This is a genomic window from Chryseobacterium indologenes, assembly GCA_016025055.1.
In the GTDB taxonomy this organism is placed as follows: Bacteria; Bacteroidota; Bacteroidia; order Flavobacteriales; family Weeksellaceae; genus Chryseobacterium; species Chryseobacterium indologenes.
Genome location: CP065590.1, coordinates 4190415 through 4213270, shown reverse-complemented (window position 1 = coordinate 4213270; position 22856 = coordinate 4190415). Strand labels below are relative to the sequence as shown.

At 39.3% G+C, this 22856-nt stretch carries 22 protein-coding genes, 2 pseudogenes and 1 riboswitch; of the genes and pseudogenes, 14 read left to right on the top strand and 10 right to left on the bottom strand.

Annotated elements, in window-relative coordinates; all coding sequences use genetic code 11:
* Positions 1-42: 42 nt before the first annotated feature.
* From H3Z85_19445 to aroQ, 3 genes are read right to left on the bottom strand one after another with little or no spacing between them, the layout of a single operon-like run.
* Positions 43-306: a hypothetical protein gene (locus tag H3Z85_19445; GenBank protein QPQ53955.1), complete on the bottom strand. Its 264-nt coding sequence runs from the start codon at positions 304-306 to the stop codon at positions 43-45.
* Positions 261-701, bottom strand: a complete 441-nt coding sequence (locus H3Z85_19440) for a hypothetical protein (protein QPQ51435.1) — start codon at positions 699-701, stop codon at positions 261-263. Before H3Z85_19440 ends, H3Z85_19445 begins: the two co-directional genes overlap by 46 nt.
* A gap of 30 nt (positions 702-731) precedes the next feature.
* Complete coding sequence (gene aroQ, locus H3Z85_19435; protein ID QPQ51434.1) at positions 732-1298, bottom strand: gamma subclass chorismate mutase AroQ; 567 nt, start codon at positions 1296-1298, stop codon at positions 732-734.
* Positions 1299-1463: 165 nt separating this feature from the next.
* Between aroQ and H3Z85_19430 the strand changes: the two genes are divergently transcribed.
* The gene (locus H3Z85_19430) at positions 1464-1946 is read left to right on the top strand and encodes a hypothetical protein (protein QPQ51433.1); all 483 of its coding nucleotides are present in this window, start codon (positions 1464-1466) and stop codon (positions 1944-1946) included.
* 70 nt (positions 1947-2016) lie between these two features.
* Here H3Z85_19430 and H3Z85_19425 read toward each other — a convergent pair whose 3' ends face one another.
* Positions 2017-2280, bottom strand: a complete 264-nt coding sequence (locus H3Z85_19425; protein QPQ51432.1) for a transporter suffix domain-containing protein — start codon at positions 2278-2280, stop codon at positions 2017-2019.
* A 454-nt stretch (positions 2281-2734) separates the two neighbouring features.
* A riboswitch (cobalamin riboswitch) is annotated at positions 2735-2927 on the top strand.
* 386 nt (positions 2928-3313) lie between these two features.
* On the opposite strand from H3Z85_19425, the gene prpB reads away from it, so the two are divergent.
* The 6 genes and pseudogenes from prpB to H3Z85_19395 all read left to right on the top strand — a co-directional run bounded on the left by prpB (position 3314) and on the right by H3Z85_19395 (position 10920).
* Positions 3314-4222: a methylisocitrate lyase gene (gene prpB, locus H3Z85_19420; GenBank protein QPQ51431.1), complete on the top strand. Its 909-nt coding sequence runs from the start codon at positions 3314-3316 to the stop codon at positions 4220-4222.
* Positions 4206-5363 (top strand): annotated as a pseudogene (prpC, locus tag H3Z85_19415) (2-methylcitrate synthase). The gene prpB and the pseudogene prpC overlap by 17 nt, the downstream one beginning before the upstream one ends.
* Positions 5364-5441: 78 nt before the next feature.
* A complete protein-coding gene (locus H3Z85_19410; GenBank protein ID QPQ51430.1) occupies positions 5442-6893 on the top strand; it encodes a bifunctional 2-methylcitrate dehydratase/aconitate hydratase in 1452 nt (483 codons plus the stop codon).
* Positions 6894-7014: 121 nt separating this feature from the next.
* Complete coding sequence (locus tag H3Z85_19405) at positions 7015-8511, top strand: CoA-acylating methylmalonate-semialdehyde dehydrogenase (protein ID QPQ51429.1); 1497 nt, start codon at positions 7015-7017, stop codon at positions 8509-8511.
* A gap of 88 nt (positions 8512-8599) precedes the next feature.
* The gene (locus tag H3Z85_19400) at positions 8600-9763 is read left to right on the top strand and encodes an acyl-CoA dehydrogenase family protein (protein ID QPQ51428.1); all 1164 of its coding nucleotides are present in this window, start codon (positions 8600-8602) and stop codon (positions 9761-9763) included.
* Between the two features lie 83 nt (positions 9764-9846).
* A complete protein-coding gene (locus H3Z85_19395) occupies positions 9847-10920 on the top strand; it encodes an enoyl-CoA hydratase/isomerase family protein (GenBank protein QPQ51427.1) in 1074 nt (357 codons plus the stop codon).
* Between the two features lie 31 nt (positions 10921-10951).
* On the opposite strand, the gene H3Z85_19390 is transcribed toward H3Z85_19395, so the two are convergent.
* Positions 10952-11311, bottom strand: coding sequence for a four helix bundle protein (locus H3Z85_19390; GenBank protein ID QPQ51426.1), 360 nt, complete (start codon positions 11309-11311; stop codon positions 10952-10954).
* 114 nt (positions 11312-11425) lie between these two features.
* Here H3Z85_19390 and mmsB point away from each other — a divergent pair.
* A pseudogene (mmsB, locus tag H3Z85_19385) lies at positions 11426-12311 on the top strand (3-hydroxyisobutyrate dehydrogenase).
* Between the two features lie 47 nt (positions 12312-12358).
* Positions 12359-13141, top strand: a complete 783-nt coding sequence (locus H3Z85_19380) for an enoyl-CoA hydratase/isomerase family protein (GenBank protein ID QPQ51425.1) — start codon at positions 12359-12361, stop codon at positions 13139-13141.
* Positions 13142-13326: 185 nt separating this feature from the next.
* On the opposite strand, the gene H3Z85_19375 is transcribed toward H3Z85_19380, so the two are convergent.
* Both H3Z85_19375 and H3Z85_19370 read right to left on the bottom strand, forming a co-directional pair.
* Positions 13327-14136, bottom strand: a complete 810-nt coding sequence (locus tag H3Z85_19375) for an anti-sigma factor (protein QPQ51424.1) — start codon at positions 14134-14136, stop codon at positions 13327-13329.
* Position 14137: 1 nt separating this feature from the next.
* Positions 14138-14614, bottom strand: coding sequence for a sigma-70 family RNA polymerase sigma factor (locus tag H3Z85_19370; protein QPQ51423.1), 477 nt, complete (start codon positions 14612-14614; stop codon positions 14138-14140).
* A gap of 388 nt (positions 14615-15002) precedes the next feature.
* Between H3Z85_19370 and H3Z85_19365 the strand changes: the two genes are divergently transcribed.
* The 3 genes from H3Z85_19365 to H3Z85_19355 all read left to right on the top strand — a co-directional run bounded on the left by H3Z85_19365 (position 15003) and on the right by H3Z85_19355 (position 17191).
* Positions 15003-15572 carry a fasciclin domain-containing protein gene (locus H3Z85_19365; protein ID QPQ51422.1) on the top strand — a complete coding sequence of 190 codons (570 nt, stop codon included), beginning with the start codon at positions 15003-15005 and terminating at the stop codon, positions 15570-15572.
* Positions 15573-15636: 64 nt separating this feature from the next.
* The gene (locus H3Z85_19360) at positions 15637-16350 is read left to right on the top strand and encodes a ferritin-like domain-containing protein (GenBank protein ID QPQ51421.1); all 714 of its coding nucleotides are present in this window, start codon (positions 15637-15639) and stop codon (positions 16348-16350) included.
* A 25-nt stretch (positions 16351-16375) separates the two neighbouring features.
* Positions 16376-17191 (top strand): ferritin-like domain-containing protein, encoded by an 816-nt coding sequence (locus tag H3Z85_19355; GenBank protein QPQ51420.1) that lies wholly within the window; start codon positions 16376-16378, stop codon positions 17189-17191.
* Between the two features lie 87 nt (positions 17192-17278).
* On the opposite strand, the gene H3Z85_19350 is transcribed toward H3Z85_19355, so the two are convergent.
* Positions 17279-18064, bottom strand: a complete 786-nt coding sequence (locus H3Z85_19350) for a LexA family transcriptional regulator (GenBank protein ID QPQ51419.1) — start codon at positions 18062-18064, stop codon at positions 17279-17281.
* A 426-nt stretch (positions 18065-18490) separates the two neighbouring features.
* Between H3Z85_19350 and H3Z85_19345 the strand changes: the two genes are divergently transcribed.
* Both H3Z85_19345 and H3Z85_19340 read left to right on the top strand, forming a co-directional pair.
* Positions 18491-18745 (top strand): hypothetical protein, encoded by a 255-nt coding sequence (locus H3Z85_19345; protein ID QPQ51418.1) that lies wholly within the window; start codon positions 18491-18493, stop codon positions 18743-18745.
* A gap of 226 nt (positions 18746-18971) precedes the next feature.
* Entirely contained in the window at positions 18972-21356 is a 2385-nt protein-coding gene (locus H3Z85_19340; protein ID QPQ51417.1) for a TonB-dependent receptor, read from the top strand.
* Between the two features lie 58 nt (positions 21357-21414).
* Here the strand turns inward: H3Z85_19340 and H3Z85_19335 are convergent, their stop codons facing one another.
* Together H3Z85_19335 and H3Z85_19330 are read right to left on the bottom strand one after the other, a co-directional pair.
* Positions 21415-22020: an alpha-ketoglutarate-dependent dioxygenase AlkB gene (locus H3Z85_19335; protein QPQ51416.1), complete on the bottom strand. Its 606-nt coding sequence runs from the start codon at positions 22018-22020 to the stop codon at positions 21415-21417.
* An 11-nt stretch (positions 22021-22031) separates the two neighbouring features.
* Complete coding sequence (locus tag H3Z85_19330) at positions 22032-22808, bottom strand: LexA family transcriptional regulator (protein ID QPQ51415.1); 777 nt, start codon at positions 22806-22808, stop codon at positions 22032-22034.
* Between the last annotated feature and the right edge of the window lie 48 nt (positions 22809-22856).

Here is a 22856-nt window from a genome sequence, read left to right as displayed (position 1 = left end):
AAACAAAGCTTAGGTTACTATACAATAAAGAGCTGCCTGACACTAGTGCAGCTCTTTATTCTTTTTTGAAATAATGATAAACATTGTTCTGTTATTTTTATCATCCTGGATATCAGTGTTAATGACTTTCAGTTTGTATAATCTTGCAGCTTCGGTATTGGCGATAGCTGCTGCTTTCTCTTCAGGATGTTCCGATACCCATTTTGCCGCTGCCGAAGTAGAGGAGTATTCAATTCTTGGAATAGCGGGATAAAGGCTGTCTATAAGTCGACGGGACTGTCGTAAAGCCTGCGGATGAGAATAAATTTTTTAATAGCAACCGTTCCGGGAACAACCATTAAGTTTTGGGATATGGGCAACTCCAGAGAATCTTCGATCATAATATCAGGAAACGCTATCAATGCCTTTTCAGTGGGCACTACAATGCCTCCAATAGAATTTTTCAAAGGAACAACTGCCTTTTCCGCGATCCCTGAACGTACAGAAATAAAACACTCTTCAATGCTGTTTTGAAATACCAGCGTTTGTGACGGAAACTTCTTCCCGGCCGCCGAATGAGTAAATGATGCCGGAGGCCCGAGATACGCTATTTTTTCTGAAGGGTTGATTTTGTTTAAATGGCAGCTTCCCAAAAGACTTACCATTATAATCCATCCCACCACATATCGGATGGATCCGATGATTGTTATATTTTTTGTCAAAGGATAATATTTGTACATTAATTCATTCCGTTATTTTGATGTGACAGCGATTTCAAGAGGTTGTATCGCCGTTTCCACAACGTCATCGGTAAATTCCGGGCTAATTATCTTTCTTGCTTCTTTTCTTAATATCTTTATTGACTGAGCATTCAGAGTATGAGGGTTATTTTTTTTCAGTTCCAGTAACAACAGAGGAGTAAGACGATCCAAGACAGGACGAACTTCTGTAGCAAGATTCGGAACCGGATTGAAAGATGCCTGATTTTGAATTTGCCACCGGCTATGCAATTGCCTTTGTACTATTTTACCGGCTTCAAACTGTGCCTGAAAAAACTGAACCGCCAGGTTTTCATCAATTCCCATTTTCTGGGCTTTAATTTTCACACTGTCCAGAATAACTTTTTCTCGCACGGGATCATCAATAGGAGCTTTTGTATTCCATTTGCTTTTCGCAACCAAAGGTGAGACCTTCAGTCTTTTATCAATCAGTTTCAGCAATAGTTCGGCATTGTTCTTCTCATCATAATGGGTCAGGCATGATACAGTACTTCCCAAGCAGAAGATAATTAATAGAAACTTAAACACTACTTTCATCATCTGTTTTTTATTTTAAAAATAAACAATTTAATTGAATTGTATCGAAACCCTGACGCTTCGTTGTCCACGTCATAGGAGAATACAGGAGATGCAGAAAATTAATATGATTTTCGCTTTAATTTTAAAAACTTATCTTTACAAGACCAAAAACAAAATTTTATTAATATGTCATTAACACCAGAAGGAGCTACGAAAGCTCAATTAGGCCCTTCGGAAAGAGCCACTGTTGCCAATGCACTTCTTGCAGGCTTTGAGAATATCAGCAAATACAACACCGGAGTTTGTCATGATGTAGTAGCGTATACACTTTATATGAGAGGCGCCAGCATCAGTCCCAATGATTTATCAGAACTTACAGGTCAGGCATGGCTGAGAAAGTTCGACTACATGGGAGGAGAAAAGTGGGACGGCTATTCCGTAATCCCTAAAGGAAAAGCCCTTGGATTCTATAGGCTGATAGACAAAACTTTCTTTCATTCTGCAATTACGACCGAAAACATAGATTACGCCCGCTCCGTGAATGGAGGAAAACTAGGAGTAGGATGGGATAGACCTGTAGATTTCAAGTGGGAATTAGGCAAAAAGAATGAAGATGGAACTTTTAATTACGATGGAACAAAAATAGAAGTATACATTTCTTCTTTATAACGACTTACAAGACAGAAACAACAGTGTTTCTGTCTTTTTTTCCCGCATAGACATCTGTTTCTTATAATTTTCAGTTTTTCTTGTTTCTTAACTTTTGTCTTACTCTAAAAAACCCGGTAAAAGATTCCTTTATTTTATCAGTATAACCTTTTCCGGAAAGGGCAATAGTAATCAGAAATAAAATTTCCCCACAGATCAGTACTATCAGAATTGTTGCAGCTTTATTGGGAAAATCCAAAAGAAAAAGAGCAGGAACTGCTGCCAGGCATAACGTTCCCAGAACCAGGAAAATATATTCTGGTTTGTTTTTAAGGCTGAATTTTTCTTTCGGCATTTTGTCGGTTTTTTCAGGACAAAGCAAGAAATTTTAATGATCAAGGCGATCAGTTTTGTGAATCAAGTGTATTTTAAGGATCATGAAGTGTCATTTTAAGGATTTGAAGCAAAATATTTAAATGAGCTGCCAGTCAGAACAGAAAAATCCGCCTTTCAGATCATTCATCATAAAGCCTGTGATAAGTCTCAAAACTTAACAAATAGATAACATGATTTTCATCAGTAAAATAAAAAGAAGTGAATCGCTTTCTATTCAAAGCATAATTTTTGGTGTTAAAAAAATTACAAATATTGTTAAAATCAACTATTATTTCCTTTCAAAATAAAAGCTTTAATTGAAAATATCACCCATATTTTCAATGGTTTAAAGCTTTTTTAAAATAAAAAACAATTCCAGATGCGGCTGTTTCAATAAAATGTCTATATTTACCACCAAGGAGTTCTTAACACCTTCTTTATCAACCAAAACTGGTTACACTTAGCTGTGTATTAAAAGGGAATCGTGTGCAAATCACGAACTGTCGCGCAACTGTAAGTAACACACCAAGGTTTTTATCACATCATGTCCACTGTTTGCTCTGTAAATGGGAAGGAAGATAAAAACTGTTACAAGTCAGGAGACCTGCCTGTTTTGAATTGACGATGCTTTCGCGGTCTGAAGCTTATAGTCAGGTATGATATGATATAGATAACAGTGTGATTATACTTTTATGTGCTCATCCTATTGTTGAGATAGATGAATGATGCAATACATCTGCTATTAACCTATAAACATATTTTCCTTTCCTTAATTTTTATTTCCCCTAAAGTATTGTGAAGCCTGACAGGAACTTTATATGGTTTAATCCTTAAAAAGTTGACAAATATGCCCATTCACAATCCCGTCTATCTCAATCTGAAACAACAGGTAGAGATCGGAAAATGTTTTATACATAGCATTTTAACTGATTCCACGCATCGGATTTCCGACAGGCAGCTATAGCTCAACCCTCATTACAAATACCTATTTAACTAAATGATAAATATTAACAATGACTAAAAATGAACGCTTAGAGTCGCCCGGACTGCGGTTTCGGGAGGCGATGCAAAAAGAAAATCCTCTCCAGATTGTAGGTACCATCAATGCCAATCATGCATTATTGGCACAGCAGGCAGGTTTCAATGCCATTTATCTTTCGGGAGGAGGAGTTGCTGCCGGTTCTTTGGGAATTCCCGATCTGGGAATCACCACCCTAGAAGATGTATTGACAGATATTCAGCGCATTACCAATGTTTGTGATTTGCCGCTGATAGTTGATGTAGATACGGGCTTTGGACCTTCAGCATTTAATGTTGCCAGAACAGTCAAGTCTCTTATTAAGGCCGGTGCTGCAGCGCTTCACATTGAAGATCAGGTGGGAGCTAAACGCTGCGGACATCGTCCCGGAAAGGAAATTGTAAGTAAGGATGAAATGTCAGACAGGTTAAAAGCCGCTGTCGATGCCCGAACAGACGATCAGTTTGTCATAGGGGCCAGAACAGATGCTTTTGCAGTTGAAGGCTTGGATAAAACAATTGAAAGAGCCATTGCTTACAAAGATGCCGGTGCAGATTTCATTTTTGCAGAAGCCGTTCCTGATATCAGTTTGTATCAGAAATTTGTAGATGCTACCGGAATTCCTGTATTGGCAAACATTACAGAATTTGGGATGATCCGGATGTATACGGTCGACGAGCTTAAAAAAGCTGGAGTAGAGCTTATTCTTTATCCCCTATCAGCTTTCAGGGCGGCTAATAAAGCGGCTCAAAATGTTTTTGAGCACATCCGCAAAGACGGTACACAAGCTCATGTACTCAATACCATGCAAACCAGAGAAGAACTCTACACAAGCATCGGATACCATGATTATGAACAAAAATTAGATAACCTTTTTAAAAAGAATAATGATGTCAACAAGTAATGAACCTACGTTTAAACCCAAAAAAAGCGTAGCACTTTCGGGGGTAGCTGCCGGTAATACAGCACTTTGCAGTGTCGGAAAAAGCGGCAATGATCTGCACTAGAGAGGCTATGATATATTGGACCTTGCAGAAAAAACACAGTTTGAAGAAGTCGCTTACCTTTTAATCTATGGTCAGTTGCCCACAGAAGCCCAGCTGAAAAATTACAAGGCCAAGCTAAAATCATTAAGAGGTTTACCCCATTCTGTACGAAATATTTTAAAAAGTATCCCTGCTGCTGCCCATCCTATGGACGTTATGCGTTCTATGGTATCTGCGATCGGAAGTATTCAGCCGGAAAAAGATGACCACAATATTGCCGGAGCAAGGGATATTGCGGATAAATTACTCGCTTCTTTCGGTTCAGGATTATTATACTGGTATCATTACACCCACAATGGAAAAGAAATTGATGTGGAAACTGATGACGATACGATCGGAGGGCACTTCCTTCACTTACTCCACGGAAAGAAACCTTCTGATTCGTGGGCCAAGGCTATGCAGATTTCCTTAAACCTGTATGCAGAGCATGAATTTAATGCTTCTACTTTTACCAGCCGTGTTATTGCCGGAACAGGTTCTGATATTTATTCTGCTATCACAGGAGCTATCGGTGCTTTAAGGGGACCAAAACACGGAGGAGCCAATGAAGTTGCTTTTGAGATTCAAAGCCGTTACAATTCTCCGGATGAAGCGGAAGAAGACATCCGTAAACGTATTGCCAATAAAGAAGTGATCATAGGATTCGGACATCCGGTTTACACCATATCAGACCCTAGAAACGTTGTCATTAAAAAGGTTGCACAGGAACTTTCCGAAGAAGCCGGAGATATGCTGCTGTTCAATATTGCCGAAAGACTGGAAACCATCATGTGGGAAGAAAAGAAAATGTTCCCGAACCTGGATTGGTTCTCTGCCGTTTCTTATCATTTAATGGGAGTGCCAACCCTGATGTTCACTCCATTATTTGTTATTTCAAGAGTAACCGGATGGAGTGCCCATATTATCGAGCAAAGACAGGATGGAAAAATCATCCGCCCGAGTGCCAACTATACAGGCCCTGAAAACAAAGAATTTGTCCCGATCAGCAACAGAAAATAATTAAAAAACAAAGAATGAGAAGCACATTAAAGTTGACCACTTTAAACCTTCCATTTTCCTATAAATTAAAACTATACAATGAGTTCACACATTTCAAATGAAAGACCGCAACCGGATAAAGTATTGGCAGATATTGCGGATTATGTACTAAACTATGAAATCAAAAACGACTTGGCCTGGAAAACGGCTCATTACTGTCTTTTAGATACCCTGGGGTGTGGGTTGGAAGCACTCACTTATCCAGCCTGCACCAAACTTTTAGGACCTATCGTAAAAGGAACCGTGGTTCCTCATGGGGCAAAGGTTCCCGGTACTCAGTTTCAGTTAGATCCCGTACAGGCAGCTTTCAATATCGGTGCTATTGTCCGTTGGCTGGATTTTAATGATACATGGCTGGCTGCTGAATGGGGGCATCCTTCCGATAATCTTGGAGGTATCCTGGCCACAGCAGACTGGTTATCCAGAACGCAGATTGCGGAAGGAAAGACCCCTTTAAAAATGAAGCAGGTGTTGGAAGCAATGATTATGGCGCATGAGATCCAGGGCGTGATGGCGCTGGAAAACTCTTTCAATAAAGTAGGTCTTGATCACGTGTTATTGGTAAAACTGGCTTCTACAGCAGTAGTGGGAAAATTGATCGGCCTAACCCGCGATGAATTGATTAATGCTGTTTCATTGGCTTTTGTAGACGGACAGTCATTAAGAACATACCGTCATGCCCCGAACACCGGTTCCCGTAAATCATGGGCTGCAGGTGATGCGACTTCAAGAGCCGTACGTCTGGCACTCATCGCCAAAACCGGAGAAATGGGTTATCCTTCCGTTCTAACTGCTAAAACATGGGGATTCTATGATGTTTCATTCAAAGGAAATGAATTTAAATTCCAGAGAGAATACGGTTCTTACGTCATGGAAAATGTATTATTTAAAATCTCTTTCCCTGCCGAATTTCATTCACAAACTGCCGTAGAAGCAGCCATGACATTACATCAGCAATTAAAAGACCTTGGAAAAACAACAGATGATATTAAAAAAGTAACGATCCGTACTCACGAAGCGGCTATCAGAATTATCGATAAAAAAGGACCTTTAAATAACCCTGCAGACCGTGACCACTGTATTCAGTATATGGTAGCAGTACCTATGATTCACGGAAGACTGACGGCAGCAGATTATGAAGATAATATTGCTTCGGATCCTAGAATTGATCTTCTTCGTGATAAAATAGAATGTGTGGAAGACACTCAGTTTACCACAGATTATCACGATCCTGAAAAACGTTCCATCGCTAATGCGGTAACCGTAGAGCTTCATGACGGGACAGTGTTGGATGAAATTGTGGTAGAATATCCTATCGGTCACAAACGGAGAAGAGAAGAGGGAATTCCCGAACTGATCAAAAAATATAAAGTCAATCTTGCCCGTATTTTCCCGGAAAAACAACAGAAACTGGTATTGGAAAATTCTTTGGAATATGACAAACTCATCAGCCTTGATGTCAATGAATTTGTTGACCTGCTGGTAATTTAATACTAATGGAGAGTTGAAAATTGAAGGTTGAAAATGATGAATCTATATGGAACTGTACAAAAAACATAGTATTTTACTATCATTTTCAACTTTCGACTCTCCACATTCAATTCAAAAAACTATGTCGCAAAAAATAAAAATATTAATTGACGGAAATTTTCAGGACAGTAAAGCAACTGAATATCTTCCGGTAGAAAATCCTGCTACACAGGAGATTCTTGCAGAGGTTCCTTTAACCCACACAGAGGAGATAGACGAAGCTATTGAAGCGGCCCGTGAAGCTTTTAAAACCTGGAAAGAAGTAGCCACACCGGAAAGAGCCAGATTATTTCTTAAATATCAGCAACTCTTGAAAGAACATCAAAAAGAGATTGCTGAAATTCTGTCCCAGGAAAATGGAAAAACCTTTGCCGATGCTATGGGAGATGTTTGGAGAGGAATTGAAGTAGTGGAACATGCCTGCAATATTCCAAGCCTGATGATGGGAGAAACCGTAGAAAATGTAGCAAGGGGAGTGGATACCTACAGTTACATCCAGCCATTGGGTGTTTGTGCAGGAATTACCCCATTTAATTTTCCGGCTATGATTCCGTTATGGATGTTCCCGATGGCTGTTGCCTGTGGAAATACCTTTATTTTAAAACCTTCTGAGCAGACTCCCATGACTTCCATGAAAATGGCCGAGCTGTTTTTACAGGCAGGTTTTCCAAAGGGCGTTTTGAATATTGTTCATGGTTCGAAAGACCAGGTCAATCATATCCTCAACCATCCTGAAATCAAAGCAATTTCCTTTGTAGGATCCGTTCCGGTGGCAGAACATGTTTATCGTACGGGAACTGCCAATCTGAAGAGAGTTCAGGCTTTTGGAGGGGCTAAAAATCATATGGTGGTAATGCCTGATGCCAATAAAACCCAGGTGATCAATAATCTGGTGGGAGCTTCTTGTGGAGCAGCCGGCCAGCGTTGTATGGCGATCAGCGTTGCTGTTTTGGTAGGTGAGGCACAGCAGTGGGTTGATGATATCAAAAAAGCGTTAAGCACGATCAAACCTGGCGTATGGTCGGATGAATCTGCAGCATACGGTCCTTTAATCAATAAACAATCTAAAGAAAAAGTTTTAAGATTAATAAAATCGGCCTACGATCAGGGTGCTGAAGTCCTGTTAGACGGAAGCGACTGCCATGTTGAAGGCTATGAAAACGGATATTTTGTAGGCCCAACCTTGTTTAATAATGTTTCTGCAGAAATGGATATTTATCAAGAAGAAATCTTTGGACCGGCATTGTTGCTTTTAAAAGCAGAAACTTTAGATGAAGCTATTCGGATCATCAATGCGAATCCCTACGGCAATGGGACTTCCATATTTACCAATTCGGGAGCCGCAGCCAGAAAATTCCAGCACGAAATTGAAGTAGGGCAAATAGGGGTGAACCTTCCTATTCCCGTTCCGCTTCCGTTTTTCTCATTTACAGGATGGCGGAAATCATTCTTTGGCGATTTGCATTCCTACGGGAAGCAGGGAGTCCGTTTTTATACAGAAACCAAGACCATTACGGCACGATGGTTTGAAGAAGACGTACCGGGAGGTAATGTCAATATGACAATCAACCTTAAGTAGTTGAAAATTTAAAATGAATAATAGTCACGTTTTTCAACGCTCGTAGCCGGATTTTAATGCTAATATTTTAATTTCAATAAACCTAAAGATGGAATTTAACCTAAATGAAGACCAGCGGGCATTCCAGGATGCAGCCAGAAGATTTGCTGAAAAAGAACTCTTTCCATTTGCCTCTGAATGGGATGCGAAGAAGATATTTCCACGGGAAGCCATTACCAAAGCCGGAGCGCTCGGATTTTGCGGGGTTTATACCGGAGAGGAAAACGGAGGGCTGGGATTGTCCAGATTAGATGCTGCCATTATATTTGAGGAATTAGCAGCTGCGTGCCCGTCCACTACAGCCTACATCACCATTCATAATATGGTTTCATGGATGATTGATCAGTTTGGAAAAGACCCTGTAAGGCAGCAGCTATGTCCTGAACTGGCTTCTGGAAGACTCTTAGGTTCCTATTGCCTTACAGAACCGGGATCGGGCTCTGATGCTGCCGGATTGAAAACAACAGCCGTAAAAAAAGGAAACAAATACATCATCAACGGAACAAAAGCTTTTATTTCAGGAGCCGGAGAAAGTGATATCCTCATTGTGATGGCCCGTACAGGTGATGAACCGGGAGCCAAAGGAATCAGCGCTTTCATTGTACCGGCACAGACAAAAGGAATCAGCTTTGGTGAAAAAGAAAAAAAATTAGGATGGAATACACAGCCGACCCGTTTCGTATTTCTGGATCACGTAGAAATCGATGAAAATTTTCTGCTGGGTAAACTGGGAGAAGGTTTCAAAATTGCATTGAAGGGTCTGGACGGTGGCAGGATCAATATCGGAACATGCTCAGTAGGAGCAGCCCAGGGAGCTATCAATCAGGCACAGCGATATATGCATGAAAGACAGCAGTTTGGAAAATCACTTTCCCAGTTTCAGTCTCTTCAGTTTAAAATAGCAGATATGGCCACTGAACTTGTCGCTGCCCGTCAGATGGTGCACCTTGCAGCATTTAAGCTTGATTCTCAGGACCCGAATGCGACAACGTATTGTGCCATGGCCAAAAGACTGGCTACAGATATGTCTTTTAATATTTGTAATGAAGCTTTGCAGATACTCGGAGGCTATGGATGTACCCAGGATTTCCCTGTAGAACGGCTGATGCGTGATGCACGGGTACATCAGGTGGTAGAAGGAACCAACGAAATTATGAAGCTCGTTATTTCACGTAAAATGCTGGAAGAAGGAGCTACTTTACAAATCAGATAAGTAATAGTGGAAAAATGAGCAGCCGAGGAAATCGTTTGGACCAATAAAACTCAATGTTCCACTTTCAACTCTCAATTAAAAAAATGAATTTAGTATTAACCGAGATAAAAAATAAAGTAGGGTTTATCACCCTGAATTCAGAGAAAACGCTCAATTCTCTTTCATTACCGATGATCAAAGAATTGCAGAAGATCCTGACTGCCTGGAAAACTTCCGATGAAGTGATCTGTATATTCCTCCAGGGAGCAGGCGAGAAAGCCTTCTGTGCCGGTGGGGATGTACGAAAACTCTATGAAGTCATTATCCATCAGAGAAGTATTGATTCGACGCAGGTTCCCAAAGATTGCTATGATTTCTTTTCCAGGGAATATAAGGTAGACTTTGATATTCATACCTATCCCAAACCGGTAATTGTCTGGGGACACGGAATCGTCATGGGAGGAGGAATAGGCCTGATGGTAGGTGCTTCACATCGCATTGTAACGGAAAAAAGTAAACTGGCCATGCCTGAAATTACCATCGGACTTTATCCTGATGTAGGCGGAACGTGGTTTTTAAATAAAATGCCTTCTGCCTATGGGATGTATATGGGACTGACCGGAACCCGATTAGACGGCCCCGACTGTGTTTTTCTGGGACTGGCCGACTATTATGTGGAATCCTCTTCAAAAGAAACCATTATCAAAGCCTTAGAACATGCAGACTGGAAAAATGACCCTCATACCACCGTTTCTGGAATTCTTACCACCGTTTCCCGTGAATTTGTTATTCCGGAATCTCAGGCAAAGGCTCATGAGCCGTTTATCCGTTTGTTTGAAGATGTAAGTTCTGCAGAGCAGTTTAAAGAACTGCTTTCCAATTATTCCGATAAAGATGAATGGATCAATAATGGTTTAAAAAGTCTTGAGGCCGGTTCACCAAGCTCTGCACACGTTATTTTCAGACAGCTGCAGCGAGGAAAAAGCTTAAGCCTGGAAGAAGTATTCCAATCGGAACTGAACCTTTCCTGCCAATGCTGTCTTCATCCTGATTTTGCAGAAGGGGTGAGGGCTTTACTGGTAGACAAGGACCTTTCACCCAAATGGCACCCTGCAACATGGAATGAAATCACTGAGGAATGGATTAACTCGTATTTTAAATTGAAAATTGAAAATTGATAATGGAAAATTTAAGAACTTTTGGTCAATTTTAATTATCAGACTGACCTTTTAAGGTCTTTACAATGGATACAAGTAGCCTGACCAATTCTTCAGATTTAGGAAATATTGAATGATAAATTGATATATCAAGTATGCCACTATCTTTTAATAATTGTAGCCAATATAATGTCTCATTTGCCTCTTTGAGAGAGATATTCATTTTATGGAGAAAGTCTTTTGTACTCTGTGCATGCACTGCTTCCCGTATCAAAGCCCCAATGGCTGTTCCTGAACGTAGAAGTTGTTTTGACAGGATAAATTCTTTTTTATCAGAAGATAGATATTGATATACTTTGATTATTTCTAAGGCAAATGAATAGGATTTATTCAAAATAATATTTTCTTTCATATTTGGTTTTTCTCAAATTTAAAAAATAACCCGTTATGATTTCCATCAATCTCAACTATTAACTTCAAGTCTATAATTTTCAATTTTCAACTTTTAACTTTTAATTAAATAATCATGTCAAATATAGCATTCATAGGATTAGGAAATATGGGTGGCCCGATGGCTGCCAACCTTATAAAAAAAGGCATCACGTTATTGGTTTTGATCTTTCAGATTCAGCATTACAACTACTGGCTTCCGCAGGAGGACAAACCGCAGATTCAGCGGTGGCTGCAGCAAAAGAGGCAGATATTATAATCTCGATGCTGCCTTCCGGTAAGCATGTTGCAGAATTGTATACAGAAGAGTTTATAAGCCAGCTGAAACCCGATACTTTATTGATCGACAGCAGTACCATTGATGCCGTTACGGCCCGTTCTGTAGCTCAGTTGGCGGCTTCTAAAGGTTGCAGAATGATTGATGCGCCGGTTTCCGGGGAACCGGTGGTGCTCAGGCCGGAACCCTTACTTTTATAGTGGGAGGAAAGCAGGAAGATTATGAAAAAGCACGTCCCGTTCTGAAATGTATGGGACAAAATATTTTTTATGCCGGGACATCAGGAGCCGGTCAGGTGGCTAAAATCTGTAATAATATGCTCCTGGCAATTCACATGATCGGCACTTCAGAAGCAATTAATCTGGGAATCAAGAATGGTCTGGACCCGAAGGTTCTAAGTGGGATTATGCAGAAAAGTTCCGGTAAAAACTGGTCTCTGGAAGTCTATAATCCTTATCCGGGAGTCATGGAAAATGCTCCGGCATCCAGGGAATATTCAGGAGGTTTCGCTGTAGATCTTATGACCAAAGACCTCGGACTGGCCGCAGAAGCAGGATTGGAAAGCAAAACATCAACTCCTTTAGGAAACACGGCATTGAATCTTTACAGAATGTGGAGCGATGCCGGAAACGGGAAAATTGACTTTTCAAGTATCATTCAATTCTTACATAAAGCTGGGAATTAAAGGAGTTTCCTTGATCATGTTCAATATATAACTTTCAACTTAACATCATGGAATTTGAAACATTAATATACCAACAAAACAACCATGTCGGTGTTGTAACCATCAACCGGCCACAGGCATTAAATGCTTTAAACGAAAAGGTTTTACAGGAGCTTGCTTTATTGGCCGGCCATATTAAATCTGATAAAAATATCCGTGTGCTGATCATTACCGGTTCCGGAGAAAAGGCTTTTGTAGCAGGAGCCGATATTAAAGCGATGCAGAAGATGACTCCTCAACAGGCGGAAGAATTTTCAATCACAGCCCAAACAGCATTTAATGCCATTGAATCTCTGCCATTTGCCGTGATTGCAGCCGTTAATGGCTTTGCATTGGGCGGCGGATGTGAACTTGCTTTGTCCTGTGATATTATTTTAGCGAGCGAAAAAGCAAAATTCGGACTTCCTGAAGTTAGTCTGGGATTGCTGCCATGTTTTGGAGGGACACAACGTCTTCCAAGAGCAGTAGGACTTTATAAGGCAAGAGAGATGGTGTTTTCGGGAGAATTTTATTCTGCCCTGCAATGCAGGGAATTTGGTTTTGTCAATCAAGTGATTGCCCCGGAAGATCTTTTGAACGAAGCGCAGAAATTGGCTGAAACAATTGCTTCCCGAGGACCTGTAGCCGTTGCAAAGGCAAAACAATCCCTAAATACCGGGTTTGAATTGCACATTAACGACGGGCTGAAACAGGAAGCCGCCTTGTTTGGAGAATTATTTTCAACAGAAGATCATCACGAAGGGATAAGTGCCTTCATAGAAAAGAGAGAGCCTCATTTTAAAGGAGAATAAATACAGTATTTTTTGTTTTTTAACAGTAGAAAAAATAGAAAATAAATCTTAAAAATTATGGAAACTGAAATTTGTACATTATTGGAATTGTATAGAATTCCAGATTGCAGGTCACAGATTTTCCATTTTTTACCATTCGATATTTGATTGCCCGGAAGAAATTCCGGGTTTTTATTTTGTCAATGCTAAATTCCGCCCATTACGTACATGTTTTCCATCGTAGGAACTGCGCTTCCGCCTTGTTTCTCGAGGGTAATGGCGAATGCCTGAGCTTTTGGAATATTGGCCAGTGCAATTTTGGTATCCTTTTCTTCGGTGTACATTCCTGCATTGACGGGTTTTCCGTCTTCGATTGCCCAAAGCTGGTATTGCATTCCTTCAGGTGCTTTTGGGAGATTTTCAGCATTCAGGTAGACCTCTTTTGTTTTTTTATCCCAGAAAACCATCGCTTTTGAATCGGCGTGTTTTTCTACGCCTTTGAGCATTACCATCTGCATGTCAGGATTAGAAAACATTTCCATTTTCCTGTTCATCTTTTGCATGGCAATATCCTGAGATTGCTTTTCAGCCTTTATTTTTGCCATTTCCTCTTTTGTTTCGGATTGGGTATTCATCCAGAAAAGATTGCCTCCAATACTTAATAAAAATAATACGGAAGCAGCGATAGCAAAGATTTTCCAGTTGCTGTTCCCCTGAATTTTAATTTCTTCCTGAGGTTTTGCTGCAGGAATATCTGTAGAAACGACAGGTTTTATTTCTTCAGTCGTCTGTTCCTGTTGGATTTTATTCCAGATTTTAGATTTTAAATCGCTTGGAGGTGTTACAGCCTGCGCTGTAGCAAGATGTTCCAAAGTGAGTTGAGCTTCTTCAAAAGCCGCTTTTACTTCAGCATTATTCTTCATCACACACTCCAAAATCCCCGCTTCCTCAGGAGAAGCATGGCCTAGAATATAAGATTCTATAATTCCGGATGATATGTATTCTTTAGTGTTCAATTTATTGATAATCTTTAAGCAAATCTTTTAATTTCATCAATGCATTCCGCATTTTCGTTTTTACCGTTCCCAGCGGTATCTTCAGTTTTTCGGATATTTCGTTTTGGGTATATCCCTGATAATAAGCCAGATTGATAAGTTCCTGTTTATCAATTTCCAGTCCTTCAAGCACATTATTAAATCCGATATAGTCGGATGATTGGTTGGTGGTAGAAAGCTCTGTGGTATTATATACGAAATCCGGAAGCGGTTGGTTCTTCAATTCGTTCTGAAAACCTTTTGATTTTAAATAATCGATGGCGGTATTGCGGGCAATATTGATCATCCAGGTATAAAATCTGCCTTTGGCAGCATCATACTGGTGAATGGAATTCCAGATTTTTACAAAAACATCCTGAATGATTTCTTCAGTGTATTCTTTAGACTGAACAATTCGAAGGATCACACCATATAATGCCCCGGAATAGTGGTCATACAAATGATGAAAACCTGCCTCGTTTTTTTCTTTAAGTAAAACGATAAGTTCCTCTTCAGAATAGTTTGTTTTAATAGTTCTTGTTTTTTCATTCCAAATGTAATAAAATTATAGATATGACCAATAAATTTTAAAAATTCTTTTGTTTAATTCCATTTTCGTTAAAAATGTTATTCTATCCCGTGTTTTTTATCTGAAGTAACGATAAAAATATCCCGTAACCTTTAATAGTTAATTAAAAAAATAATGTTTTGGATGTTGGATGTAAAAATAAATAACTGTTTTTCAGTTATTTAAATAAATAGTTGCATTTTTTAAATCTAAATAAAAACCTTCCTCGTAAATGAAATTAAGAACACAAAATTTCATATTAATTAAAAAAATCAACGCAATGAACACACAATCAAAAATCACAGTTTTAGCAATGGTAGCTTTATCATTTGCTTTTAGCGGGAAGGTAAATGCACAAACGATGAAAGAAAAAACGGTAATGGTAGGTGGAGCTGCCATGTATCCGTCTAAAAATATTATTGAAAATGCGGTGAATTCCAAAGACCACAAAACACTTGTTGCTGCTGTAAAAGCTGCCGGTCTGGTAGAAACATTACAAGGCGCGGGTCCATTCACGGTTTTGGCACCTACAGATGCTGCATTTGCCAAACTTCCGAAAGGAACTGTAGAAAATCTGGTGAAGCCGGAAAATAAAGCCACGCTTACCAAAATACTGACTTATCATGTTTTATCAGGAAAGTACAGTGCTAAAGACATATGGGCTGCGGTAGCTGCAGGAAAAGGAAAAAGTATGATGAAAACAGTAGAAGGAGAGGATGTTACATTCTGGACAAAAGGTAAAGATCTTTATATCAAAGATGCCAAAGGAAATAATGCAAAAGTGACCATCGCTGATGTGAACCAATCTAATGGTGTGATTCATGTGATAGATACGGTGTTAATGCCATAGTTTTTTTGAGCAGCATAATGTTTATGCTGCTTTTCTTATATCAAACACTTAAAAAATAAATATTATGAAAAAAACAATTCAGGTTTCTAATCAGGGTGCAACCCTGGATACCAGCAGAAGAAACTTTTTAAAATTAAGTGGAATAGGTCTGGCTGTAGCGGGACTTACCATCATAGGCTGTACAGATGATGATAATTTTCAGGATCCGGGCAACAGTGCAGTGTTCGACCTCGGAACAGGAGATGTGGCAATATTAAATTATGCCTATGCTCTGGAGCAACTGGAAGCAGATTTCTATACGAAAGTGGTCAATAATTTTTATTCAGGGATTTCCAGTATTGAAAAAGAGATCTTTACAGATCTTTATCATCATGAGGTAGTGCATCGTGATTTCTTTAAGGCAGCCATTAGTGGTGTGACTCAAAATGTACTTCCTAAACTGGAATTTCAGTATTCTAACGTCAATTTTAACGACAGGAATTCTGTATTAGCAACTTCAAAAGCATTGGAAGACACGGGAGTAGCCGCTTATAACGGAGCCGGAAAATATATTTCCAATCCGGATTATCTGGTGATTGCCGGAAAAATAGTTTCAGTAGAAGCAAGGCACGCTTCAGCTATAAGAAATCTGATCAATCCCGGATCTGCGGATTTTTCCGGAGATGATGTCATTGACGCCAACGGGCTGGATCTGGCCAAAGAACCTAAAGACATCGTGATGGCTGCAGGAGGATTTATCAAAACACCTTTCACATGGAAAGAAAGAGGTATTAATTAATCATTCACCCTTAAATCTTATTATTATGAATATTCTTAAATTACTAGATAAGCTTTCCCATGATAAATTCTTTACCACGGAAGCCACAAGATTAGACGCTATCACCAATATTTCTGCATTCGGTAAAAAAGCGGCCGTCGCTTCAGTTCCTCTTGGGCTGGCAGGGATGATGGCTTCGCCTGCAAAGGCAGAAACACAGAAAATTCAGGGAACTTCAACCTTTTTAAAAAGCACGTTAACCGATGCTTTACAACTGGCCCTGGTGCTGGAATACCTGGAAAACGAATATTACAGTATGGGATTATCTAAAGCAGGATTGATCCCTAATTCCGACAGAGCGGTTTTTATGCAGATTTCAAAACACGAATCTGCGCATGTCAATTTTTTAAAGAGCACGTTGACTTCTTTAGGAACCACACCCGGTGCAAAGCCCAATTTTGACTTTACAGCCAATGGAAATTTTTCCCCGTTTACCGATTATAACCAGTTTCTTATTCTGGCTCAAGCTTTCGAAGACACTGGTGTAAGAGCATATAAAGGGCAGGCGGGAAATGTAATGTCTAATAAAGTGGTCCTGCAGGCGGCTTTACAGATTCATTCCGTAGAGGCAAGACATGCTTCTCAGGTAAGAAGAATGAGAGCCAATAAAGGCTGGATAGAGTTGGCCAACGGCGGAAATATGCCTTCTTCCACCAACGCAGTGTATGCAGGAGAAGATAATACCAATCAGGCAGGCTACAATACCGCAACTTTATTTGGAGCCGCTGCGGGTTCTGCAGCATATGATGAAATTCTAAGCGGAAGCGATGCTCAGACGATCGCTTCCTTATTTATAGTTTAGTGGTGTGATATTTTGACTAAGATGATGTACCCCTTTTCCAAAAAGTATGGAAAAGGGGTATTTGTTTTATAGGTAAGGAAAAATATATTATGCTTTTTTGCGACGGCCGGAAACTTTACGATCCAGATCTTTGATATCCTGTCTCAGTTCGCGGAACATTTCTTTGAAATTGTAGCTTTCATAATCGCCGGGCTCAAAATCTTCAGGGAAAATACCTGAGGCGTACTGCCAGATTTCCACTACTTCATCAAAAGGAATATCATAAGGTTCATAGAAAGAATTATCTGCACTTACACAGATTGAACTGTCTTTTCTTTCTTTAAAACGTTTATAGGTAATCCCGTCGTTCAATGTTACAAAAACATACGTCTTACCAGGCTTCAGGTCGTTGATACCTTCTACATATTTTCCTACAATATAGGAACCGCTTCTGAATGGCGGCATAGAATCCCCGTCTGCCGGAAAGGCTCTGTATTTACCATTGGTAAGAAAGGGGAGTGCAATTCTTTGCAGGCTCTCAATATATTCCACATCACTATAGCCTTCCAGATATCCCATGGATGCTTTCTGAGGAATGATTTCAATAGTGTCATTTCCCAGGTCGTCTACAGCAACAGGAAGAACGATCCTGTTATCCGGAAGCTTCATCATTTCATCCATAGGATATTTCTGAATATCTACGGACAATAACAAATCGATACTGGTGTGAAAGTATTTGGAAATTTTAATCAGCAGCTCAATAGGAGGTTCAGAGATTCCGTTTTCGTATTTGGAATATCGTACACGGGAAATCATCAGTTCATCGGCTACATTCTGCTGAGAGAGCTTTCTTCTGGCTCTTAAAAAGCGTATATTATTTGAAAAAATTGACATTGCTAAAAGTATGTCAGCAAAAATACAAAATTTGCTTCCTAATATCAATCATAAGAGCAGCTTTTACCTGATGAAATAATCAAATTCAATTTTTGAAACTGTTTATAACAATATATAAGCTTAAAAAAGAGATGAATTCTTTTAGTTTCGTTGTCATAATAATCATTAATTCATTTTGAGAAAAATTTATCAATATATGTTATTTGTTTAAAAATTAATAACTCTAAATTTTCAAATTTGAGATATGTTTTTTAACTTTTAGAAAATCAATCAGATATAAAACAAAATGACTTTTGCATCAAATTACCTTTATATTAATGAAATATTAAATTATATAAATGATACATTAATTTATTCAAAAAAATATAACGTTGTATTATTTTTATTCCTATATTCGTGATGTATTAATCATATAAAATTATAGTTATGAAAAACTTAAAAAAATTAGACAGAAACCAAATGAAATCAATTTCTGGTGAAGGACTTCTTGATCCAATCGGACAACTAATCGGAGGCGTTGTAGGCGCTGTGGGAGGTGTTGTTGGAGGCATCGGAGGTGTTATTGGTGGAACTGTAGGTGGTGTTGTAAATGTTTTAGAAAATGGACTATGCCAAGTACAGTGCGAAGTTAACCATGTAATCCACATCAGAGTACTTAATTGTGGAGCAAGAACTTGCTAAGACAACAAAATTAAAAATTTACTACCGCTCTTTCAGGGCGGTTTTTTTTTGCCTTACAACCAGACGGTAAATATATTGCAATCAGTATGTTTATTAAGCTTTAAAACAAATAGTTACCGGTTGAGCAAAGGATAAACGTGTTCTATGCTGTTATTTTTTTATTGCAACATTGTTGCGTTAAAAGATAAAATTATCTAGCTTTGCCGGATTATTAAAGCATGTGTACATGAAAAAAACCGTTATTTTTTTGATAGGAAGTGGGTTGATTTCTTCTCCTTCTGTTTTAAAAGCTCAGAAACAGACTACTCAAAAGACCGTACAGGACATAGAATCTGTAGAAGTACAAGGAAGACTGCATCACGAGGTCACCAATATTCCCAGGAAGACCCTGGATTTCATCCAGTCCAATACGTTAGGGGAAACCTTGAGGAAAATTCCGGGGATCCAAAATTCCGGATATGGGCCTAATGCCGGAGCTCCGGTAATCAGAAGCCTCAGTGGCAACAGGGTTCGGGTACTTGAAAACGGAATGTCCGTTAATGACCTTTCAGGAATAAGTCCGGATTTCAATATGGATATTGAAATGGATAATGTGCAGAGCATCAATGTTTACAAAAACTCCGCATCGGTATTGTATGGAGGAAAAGCAATAGGAGGAGCCATAGATATTGAAACAAATTATATTCCCCGGCAGCTTCCCGATAAAAAATTTAATCTCAATGCCATGTTGGAAGGAGGAAGCAATAGCGGTCAAAGACAGGCTTTTTCAGCTAAAGGTGCCCTTACTAAAAACTGGGTTCTCACTGTGGGAGCAAGTAATCAGAAACAAGATATTGTAAGAATTCCGGGAAAATCGAAAGACAGCCGGTGTTATGATCCGGATCTGGTGGGTTTCAACAGTATTCTTCAGTCATTATGCCAGCTCAATGTTGATTCCAGAAATGTACTAAATACTAGTCTTTTTCCTTATATCAGCCAGTTTGCCATTGATCATATGATAGAATATGAACTTTCGCAGGATGATCTTTATACTTTTAGTCCGACGTATTATAATCCTTTGGACGGCAAATATTATCCAAATCCTAAAAATGATAAATACATCCCCGGACAGGATCCTTCAAAAGATCGTTACAGAAGTGAGGTGAACAGCATCAATGACATTGTTCCCACAAAAGACGGTGTCATTCCCAACAGCCATTCCGAAAGCAACTCCTTCTATATCGGAACCAGTTATATTGGGAAATCCTTCTACTTGGGAGGTGCTTATCAAAATTCATATTCTTATTTTGGTGTTCCCGGATACGCAATGCCCAAAATGCCGGCCCATACTCACGGCAAACCTCAGAAAAAGATAGACTATTTACCGATCAATATCAAGAGCCTTTCTCATAAAGCAATATTTGAATCCGCATATAATTTCAATAATTTCCCGATTGCCAGTATAAAACTGAATTATATGGGCGTTTTTTCAAAAAATACGGAACTTCTTGAACGATACAGAGCCAATCAGTTTATCATACAACAACATAACGGCCGTCTTGAAATAGCTCAGAAAAAACTCAAATTCCTGACCGGAACCACAGGTGTGGAGATGCAATACAGAAATATGGACGGAAAAGGCAGTCAACGATACCTGCCCAATACCATCAGTCGTGAGATCGGAATTTTCACCATGCAGCATCTTGATTTCAATTTTCTAGAATTGGATCTGGGGTACCGGAATGACCATGTACAACGCAGAGCCGAAGCAGATAACGCGTACAAAAGAAGCCGTGGACTTTCCGGAGGAAATCTTACCGGGAGAGATTTTACCCTCCACCAGCTCCATGCCGCAGCCCAATGGAATATCTTTAAGAAAGCTTATCTGAAAATACAGTATAACCATTCGGAAAGAGCTCCTGAAGTGAACGAGCTGTACTCGGGAAACAACCATTTTGCCATCCTGACGGAAGAAAACGGAGATGACAGACTGGATAAAGAAACTGCAAATACGATAGAAATAGGAGGCGGACTTAATTTAAAAAACCTTCGCTTGTCTGCCAATTGGTATCACACCCATTATAAAAATTATATTTATCTGGCTCATACCGGGCTGTCACGGGAAGTTTTCCTGGTTAAGGAATGGCGTTCTGATGATACCGAAATCAATGGAATAGAGGCGGAAGCAGCTTATAAAATCGATCTTCAGAAGTTGGGAAAATGGGAGATAGGCTCTTATTATGACCTGGTCAGAAACATCAGTGTTGCCGACAGTTCTATCAGGAAATGGAGTGACGGAGATTATATGCCCAATATGCCTACAAGCCGTTTCGGTTTCAGCCTGACGGGAAGTATACGGAATTTCAGCATCAACGTAGGGCTGGACCATTACTTAAAACAAAAATATTTAGGAAAAAATATTAATCCGGAGCTTCCTATGCCGGCATTTTCTCTTCTTAATGCCCGTATTGCCTATGAGGATAGCAGTCTGAAAATAGGAAGTATAGAGTATTATATCTCAGGAAGCAATCTTTTAAATACAGAAGCCAGACTTCAGAATTCCCAATTGAAATTTCTGAGCCCCATGGCCGGAATTAATGTTTCTGTGGGCGTGAAAATCAAAATAACATAATTATATTAATTCCATCCGTTGTTATCAATAATAAATGTAAAACTGATAGCAACGGATTTTATCTGACCAATCGAAACGTCATATTAATACGGGGTTTCATAGGCCATGCAGATTTCGCAATCCGATGCTCCCAGTTCATCTGAAGATCGCCTTTCATAATCAATAATGAGCCATGCGGAAGAGGCAGGCTGTATTTATTGGAATGATCTTCTACGCTTCTGAAATCAAAATTCCGGGTTTGCCCAAGGCTTACAGAAGCGATGACGGGACGGTTTCCCAACTCACTTTCCTTATCCCGATGCCAGGCTACGGAATCATTTTTATCCCGATATAAATTTAATAATACAGAATTGAAAGTGTATCCTGTGGATTTTTCAATACGATGCTTGATTTCCAGTAATTCCGGTAACCATGGATGAGCCACGAAACGATTGTCGCCCAGCTGGTAGGTTTTCTTTTCATCGCCATACCATGCTGTTAAACGTGGGGTTAAGACCATTTTGTCATACATTTTCTGTGTTCTCTGTTTCCACGGAACTTTTTCCATCAGAAGCTCCACAAGCTCTGAAGCCTCAGTTTCGGTTAAAAAATGTTCTGTATATTCCAGCAATTCTTTCGGAAATTGATAATAGTCCTGGGGGTTGAATAAACTAAGCTGTTCCATTGTTAAATCATTTACTTTTTTCCGGAAACTTTATCTTCCAGCTCCCGGATGTCTTTTTTAAGTTCGAAAAACATTTCTTTGATATCAGTATGCTCCGAATGCTCAGGTTCAAAATCTTCAGGAAAGATCCCCGAAGCATACTGCCATATTTCTATAATCTCCTCAACAGGAATATCATATGGCTCATAAAATGCATTATCCGCACTTACACGGACTTTATCTTCTGACCGGTTGATCAAACGTTTGTAGATAATCCCGTCATTCATTGTAATGAAGACATATGTTTTTCCGGATTTCAAATCTTCTGTTCTTTCTATATATTTTCCTACGATATAAGAACCTTTCTTAAAAGGAGGCATAGAATTATCACCTGCGGGGAATGCCCTGTATTTACCATGCATTAAAAAGGGGAGAGTAATTCTTTGAAGACTTTTTATGTATTCCACATCACGATAGCCTTCCAGATATCCTATAGATGCCTTTTGTGAGACAATTTCTATCATATTATTACCCGAGTAATCTACTGTCAGAGGCAGAATAACTCTGTTATCAGGTAGTGTAGACATTTCTTTTGCCGGATATTTTCTGATATCTACCGAGACCAGGAGGTCTATACTCACATGGAAAAGCTTAGAAATCCTGACCATCAGATCAATAGAAGGTTCTGATCTTCCATCTTCATAGGAGGCATATCGGGAACGGGTGATGGCTAAAGTATCGGCCAGCTCCTGTTGGGTTTTTTCTTTCTTTCCTCTTAAAAACCTTATGTTATCTGCGAAAATTGACATTGTTACAAAAAATATCAACAAAAATACAAATTTTGTTCAAAAACGTAA